Genomic DNA, 6,463 nt, shown 5'->3' on the forward strand with positions numbered 1-6,463 from the left:
TTTAAGCATTTCATTATTTAGTTTTAATTAATAATCAGTTATTGAAAATGATAACTATATTCATTAGCATATGCGTATTATTTTTCTACGTACTTAAACTTTATGCGCTATTCTCCAGTTTTATTGGCAGTTCTAGTCAGTTTTTCAGGTTCTTCACTAGCTGAAAATCAAAATATTGAAAATGAAATAGAAACTATTGATGTTGTTGGCCGTGCTTTTTCTTTATACAGACCAACAGAATCCAGTTTTGGGACTCGGACAAATACCCCAATTGAGAAAATCCCGCAGTCCATTCAAATTCTTCCCCAAGCGTTAATTAACGATCAGGCTGCACGTCAAATTACCGATTTATATAGCAATATTGCAGGGGTTAACGCATTTAGTTATTCCGGGGTGACGTTTCGTGGTTTTCGCCAAGATGAGATCTTATACGATGGTGTAAAAGGCGACCCATTTAATGGTTTTGCTGTCCCACAGTTATTTAATATTGAACAAGTTGCCGTATTAAAAGGCCCTGCGGGCGCTATTTATGGTAGCGGAAACCCTGGCGGCATTATTAATTATGTAACTAAAAAGCCAAAGTTTACCGATGAGCACAGCATTGAAGTTGAAGTAGGTAATGATGACTTTTTCAGTGGGGCGATACAAAGTACTGGTACGCTAAGTGAATCGCTCGATAACCATGCTTACCGTGTTGGTTTATATCGTGATTCAGAAAATCCCTTTCGTACTAATACCAGTAGCGATAACACCATTGTTGATCTTGGTTATACTTGGTTAATTAATAGTGCGACAGAGCTGACTACGCAATACACTTTTATTGAGCAAGAGTTAGGTGGTGCACGTTTACGCGGTGTACCCGCTGATGATAATGGCCAATTTATTACAGATATTAGCTGGAATCATAATGAAGCGACTGACTTTCAAAATGTTGAAGCTCATGTTTATCAAGCTACTTTAAAGCACGATATTAATGATGTTTGGCGAACGGATATTACGGCTCGTTATTTCGATAATAAAGAAGTGCAAAACTATCATGAACCGAAAGGACTCGATGATACAGATGGCGATGGTGTGCTTGATTGGAGTGATCGAGAGTTTCGTGATCAAGTTCGTGAGAATGAAGGTTTTAGTTTAACGGCTAATGCGGTTGCGGAGTTTTTATTGGCTGATATGCAACATCAAGTATTACTGGGTAGTGATTGGTATGAGCATAACTTTGAAAGTGTATATCGTACGGCAAAGCAACAGAGTCAAGGTGGACCTGTACCCGGGCTTGATCTTTACAACCCTGAATATGGTCTTACAGCGGCTGATGATTATAATTTAGATAGCATTACACCACGGTTAGGTCGAACGAATAGCACTCGTTTTGGTGCTTATGTTCAAGATCAGCTCGATATTACCACTAATTGGAGTATCACCGCAGGGTTAAGATATGATCGCTTTGAAGATAAAGACGAGTTAAATCAAACTGAGTTTTCAGATAGTGATGTGACTTATCGTGTGGGTACAACTTACAACATTAACGATACTTTCTACCCCTATGCTTTATACGGTACGGGCTTTGTTCCACAAAGTGCAACTGATCAAGAAACGGCTAAGGGTGGGCCATTTTCTCCAGAAACAAGCCGTATCAATGAAGTTGGTTTAAAAAGTAAACTGCTTGATGATAGCTTGGCAGTTAATTTGGCTGCTTACAATATTGTTCGTGAAAATATCCTCCAAGCAAGCTTATTAGGTGATGTAGCTGGCGATGGTGTTGACGACCTAGTGGCTGTAGGTGAAGTAGAAAGTAAAGGATTTGAAATTGAAGTGGTTGGTGATATTACCGAGCGCTGGGTTGTGACCGCTAACTATGCCTATAATGATACCCGTATCACTAAAGCGAATGAAAGCATTCGTAATCAAATCCCTGATAGTGATAAGTTTGCTAATGCCCCACAAAATACAGTGGGCATTTGGACACGCTACGAGCTTCCTCGCTTATCTTCCTCTATTTCTGCCGGTTTAGACTATGTTGACGAACAGCTAAGCTTAGGTGGTCAACAAGTTAAGCCTTACACTATTTATAATATGGCATGGCAAACCACAGTAGATAATTGGCAGTGGCAATTGTCGGTTAAAAATTTGTTTGATAAAGAATATGCTAGTAGTGGCTTTATTGAACGTACAGGGCACTTCCCAGGTGAACCTCGCCGTATTTATCTTAGTGCTAAATACAGCTTTTAAAGGTGGCGTGTGAACGCTAAACAATGGTTTAATCTGCATTCATGGGCAGGGCTCTTTGTTGGTGTCCTGCTTTTTGTTGTTTGTTTATCTGGTACACTTGCGACGTTAAGTCATGAAATTGAATACCTGACAGACAGTAAGTATCGTGCGTTAACGTCCTCTTCAATCACCAACTATCAAGCCATTGAAAATACCCTCAACAAGCATTATTCAGGTGCACAAGTGTTGTATCTTCAGCGCCATAAGCAAGAGTACTTGGCTTTGGAAGTTGCACTAAAAATAGATGACGCATTTCGGTTTATTTATTTAGATGCAGCCACAGGGCATGTGTTAGGTGAGGGTGAATGGGCACGTGCTTCACGGTTTTTACGTAACTGGCACATGTATTTATCCATGGGCTGGATAGGTAAGCTAATTGTTACAAGCTTAAGTATTTTATTGGTTATTCTGCTGGTTTCGAGTTTTTATGTGTATCGTCGCTGGTGGCAGGGCTTTTTTAAAAAGCCTGCCCAGCTGGTTTTAGATAAACGAAATGGCTGGTCTGATTGGCATAAGTTTCTTGGGTTATGGAGTATGTGGTTTATGGCTATCATAGCCATAACAGGTCTGTGGTACCTTATTGAACATGGTTTGCAAACAGCGAAAATAAAGCATTATATTGCACCACCAGTCGCTGTTAGTGAATTTAAAAAACAAACACCCAGTGTTAATGCAAAACCAATAAGCTTAACTCAGGCTTATAACGCTGCGCAGCAGGCATTTCCGACGCTTGATATTCGCTATATACGTTATGGTAATAAAAAGAATCAACCTATTGAAGTACGTGGTTATAACGATGATATTTTACTTCGCTTACGCGCCAATCGCGTGTATTTAAAGCCAACGACAGGCACAGTATTAGCAGTACAAAAAGGAGAGGATTTACCGCTTATTCCTCGTATTAAAGATACTGCCGATCCTTTGCATTTTGGTAACTTTGCAGGCCTCGGCACTAAACTTATTTGGGCGCTATTCGGCGGTTTTATGAGTTTTGTTAGTGCTGTTGGCATATATATGAGTTGGCTCAGAGTGAGGCGTAAAAAAACTGTTTTTGAGTGGTTAGGCATATCAGGTTACGTGGCGATAGGTTTAGCTATTTTCTCTCTGACAATAACGGGTGTGAACTTTAGTGAGCGCAGTGTACCAAAGTCGCTTTATTCGCCTATTCTTAGTGAGTAAATTTCAGATATTAAAAAAGGCGACCTAGGTCGCCTTTTTTGTAGGTAAGGGGAGTTAGCCCCTTACTTTAATACCTTTCTTTTCCATGCCACGGTAGATGATTAACATCTGGACAATAGAGATAAGGTTAGACACTAACCAGTAAAGTACTAAACCAGATGGGAACCATAAGAAGAACACAGAGAAGATAACCGGCATAAAGGTCATCATTTTTTGCTGCATTGGATCGGTAACCGTCATAGGTTGTAGTTTTTGCGTTATAAACATACTCGCACCAAATAAGATTGGTAATACGTAGTATGGGTCTTTCGCAGAAAGGTCAGTTAGCCAAAGTACAAATTCAGCGTGACGAAGTTCTGTAGACTCTAAGAATACATAGAACAAGGCTAAGAAGATTGGCATTTGCAGTAAAATAGGGAAACAGCCACCCATAGGGTTTACTTTTTCTTTACGGTACATTTCCATGGTCGCTTGGCCGAATTTTTGACGATCATCGCCATACTTTTCTTTTAGCGCTTTCATCTTAGGCTGTAATGCACGCATTTTAGCCATTGAGGTGTATTGTGCTTTAGTAAGTGGGTACATTAATGATTTAACGATAATAGTGATGGCTATAATTGCTACACCCCAGTTACCTAAAATACTGTGTAACCATTTTAATAGTACAAATAACGGCTGAGAGATAAACCATAACCAACCGTAATCAACGGTTAAGTCTAGGTCAGTGTGAATCGCTTCAAGTTTATCTGACTCTTTAGGGCCCATGTAATAAGTTGCAGTAAGTACTTGCTCACTACCAGCTTGAACATTTACCGCTTCGTCTTTAACACCAATAATAGCTGCGTTACTTTTAGTGATTAAACTATAAAGTGTATTCGCTTGATCTTGCATTGGTACCCAAGCACTTACAAAGTAATGCTGAATAAAGGCAACGTAACCACCTTGGGTATTAATGTTTAGGTTTTTATCGGCCATATCTGAAAAACTATACTTTTCGTATGGTTCCTCATCTGTACCGTATGCAGCCCCTAAATAGTTTTGATCAACCATGCTGCCTTTTTCTTGTACGGTACGCTTTATTTGTGTGTAAAGCTGTACTTGAACAGGCGCGCTGGTGGTGTTGTTAACTTTATATTCTAAGCCAACATCATACTGACCCTTTTTGAATACATAAGTCTTAGTAAAGCTTACACCGTTGCTGTCGGTAAATTGCAGTGGAACGCGAAGCTCATCACCTGTTAAGGTGTAAGAGGTTTGCTCTGATTGGTAAGTAGGACGACCATTTGCAGATGCATCTGGGCCATTTAAACCTATTAAACCACTTTGTGAAAAGTATTGTTTACCATCAAACTCACCAAGTAGCATGTAAGGAACATCACTGCCTTTGGTTTCTTTATAATTAATTAAGTCTGTTTCAACAATGTCACCGCCTTTGGTGTCAATTTTAACTTTGAACACGTCAGTTGTAATATCAATGACTGAGCGTTTAGCTAAAGTAGTTGAAGCAGGTAAACCAGAGTCTGATGAAGCTGGAACATAATCATCTGATTCCGGTGAGTTTGCTTTTAGTGTTTGTGTAGTGGCACTAGGATCGGCTTTTGGCGTGTTGTAGTCATTATTCCATTCTTGAAATAATAAAAACGACACTAGCATTAGGCCGATGAATAAAAACGTGCGTTGCGATTCCATAACAGCTCTTATTTCTCGTGTTGGTGGTTAATACGGGTTAATTTTTCAGGAACGGGGTCGTCTCCACCTGAATGTAAAGGATGGCATTTTAATATGCGTTTAACTGCGAGCCAACTGCCTTTTACTGCACCATGCAAATTAATTGCTTGAATAGCGTAGCTAGAACAGGTTGGATTAAAACGACAATGCGGACCCAATAGCGGGCTAATCCACTTTTGATAACCGCGGATAAATAAAACTAAACAACGTGTTGGTAACGCAGCAAGTGGTTTAAGTAACCTCATGTTGTACATGCCCCTACGTTATGTTTAGTGAATAGATACCATGTATTTAAAGACTTACTTTAAGATTTTAAACGCATGATTAAAAGGTGAGCTAAAGATACCTTAATTAACCCTGTAATTCTATTGCTATTGAGTTTGTTTAGTCGATTTAGCTGATTTGTTTGGGCGTTTTTTAAATGGTGGCGGTTTAGGGGCACCGGGTTTGCAGCGTTCATTAATTTTACGCCACAACTTTGTTAGTTGTTTGGTTAATTCTTCATTGGACTGTTCATCAATGCCACTTTTTACCATCAACACAATATCTATATTATCGAGAGTATGTTGGTTTAAACGAAAACTTTCGCGAGCAAGACGTTTAATACGGTTTCGTTGACATGCCTTTTTTACACGTTTTTTAGCAACAGTAAGGCCTAACCTAGGTTTTGACTGGTCACTTGGTTTTGCTAATAAAGTAAAGAAAGGAGTTGCAGCCCGAGCGGGTTCATTAAATATGCGAGAGTAATGCGAGGGAGTTAACAGACGTAACTCCCTGCCAAAGCTAAAGTCTTCCACTTATAAATTAAGCAGAAAGAACTTTGCGGCCTTTAGCACGGCGACGAGCTAATACTTTACGGCCATTTACAGTTGCCATACGAGCACGGAAACCGTGTGTACGTTTGCGTTTTAAAACGCTAGGTTGAAAAGTTCTTTTCATAACAATCTCATCCGATCGGTTAAAGTTAAAACATCCTATGCAGGTCGCGATCCTGGCACAGGTGCCATTGCGAGCGCGAGATATTATAGATGAAGTGACGAAAAGTCAATCATAATAGAGCGCGTAAAGCATGTTTATTTATGATCAATTTTCATGATCCGATAGGATCATCATAAATAAGAAGTTTTCCACAGCCCCTGTATAAAAAGTGAATAAAAGCATGGGAAAAGTAAATTAGATCATAAATTATAGTCGCGATCTGCTGCCAGTTTTGTTATGATCTCTAATCAGGCTTTAAAATAAAAAGCTATTTAAATCAGTCTGTTATTATATTTATACATCGATA

The 6,463-nt window shown here is 39.3% G+C and carries 6 protein-coding genes; 2 read left to right on the top strand and 4 right to left on the bottom strand.

Going from position 1 to position 6,463, the window contains the following annotated elements; genetic code table 11:
- Positions 1–102 precede the first annotated feature (102 nt).
- Together PSM_RS15270 and PSM_RS15275 are read left to right on the top strand one after the other, a co-directional pair.
- Positions 103–2,232 (top strand): TonB-dependent siderophore receptor, encoded by a 2,130-nt coding sequence (locus tag PSM_RS15270; protein WP_013466274.1) that lies wholly within the window; start codon positions 103–105, stop codon positions 2,230–2,232.
- 9 nt (positions 2,233–2,241) lie between these two features.
- Positions 2,242–3,450 (top strand): PepSY-associated TM helix domain-containing protein, encoded by a 1,209-nt coding sequence (locus PSM_RS15275; protein WP_013466275.1) that lies wholly within the window; start codon positions 2,242–2,244, stop codon positions 3,448–3,450.
- 54 nt (positions 3,451–3,504) lie between these two features.
- Here PSM_RS15275 and yidC read toward each other — a convergent pair whose 3' ends face one another.
- The 4 genes from yidC to rpmH form a co-directional block, all read right to left on the bottom strand.
- Positions 3,505–5,139 (bottom strand): membrane protein insertase YidC, encoded by a 1,635-nt coding sequence (gene yidC / locus PSM_RS15280; protein WP_013466276.1) that lies wholly within the window; start codon positions 5,137–5,139, stop codon positions 3,505–3,507.
- A gap of 8 nt (positions 5,140–5,147) precedes the next feature.
- Positions 5,148–5,423 carry a membrane protein insertion efficiency factor YidD gene (yidD, locus tag PSM_RS15285; RefSeq protein ID WP_008467044.1) on the bottom strand — a complete coding sequence of 92 codons (276 nt, stop codon included), beginning with the start codon at positions 5,421–5,423 and terminating at the stop codon, positions 5,148–5,150.
- 126 nt (positions 5,424–5,549) lie between these two features.
- Positions 5,550–5,975, bottom strand: coding sequence for a ribonuclease P protein component (gene rnpA, locus PSM_RS15290; protein ID WP_008467046.1), 426 nt, complete (start codon positions 5,973–5,975; stop codon positions 5,550–5,552).
- A gap of 7 nt (positions 5,976–5,982) precedes the next feature.
- Positions 5,983–6,117: a 50S ribosomal protein L34 gene (rpmH, locus tag PSM_RS15295; RefSeq protein WP_008112968.1), complete on the bottom strand. Its 135-nt coding sequence runs from the start codon at positions 6,115–6,117 to the stop codon at positions 5,983–5,985.
- Positions 6,118–6,463 lie beyond the last annotated feature (346 nt).

This window comes from Pseudoalteromonas sp. SM9913, assembly GCF_000184065.1.
Taxonomy (GTDB): Bacteria; Pseudomonadota; Gammaproteobacteria; order Enterobacterales; family Alteromonadaceae; genus Pseudoalteromonas; species Pseudoalteromonas tetraodonis.

Excerpts from the sequence above, each read along its gene's own strand:
- PSM_RS15270 (WP_013466274.1), top strand. The coding sequence starts at position 103 with ATGCGCTATTCTCCAGTTTTATTGGCAGTTCTAGTCAGTTTTTCAGGT.
- yidC (WP_013466276.1), bottom strand. The coding sequence starts at position 5,139 with ATGGAATCGCAACGCACGTTTTTATTCATCGGCCTAATGCTAGTGTCG.
- yidD (WP_008467044.1), bottom strand. The coding sequence starts at position 5,423 with ATGAGGTTACTTAAACCACTTGCTGCGTTACCAACACGTTGTTTAGTT.
- rpmH (WP_008112968.1), bottom strand. The coding sequence starts at position 6,117 with ATGAAAAGAACTTTTCAACCTAGCGTTTTAAAACGCAAACGTACACAC.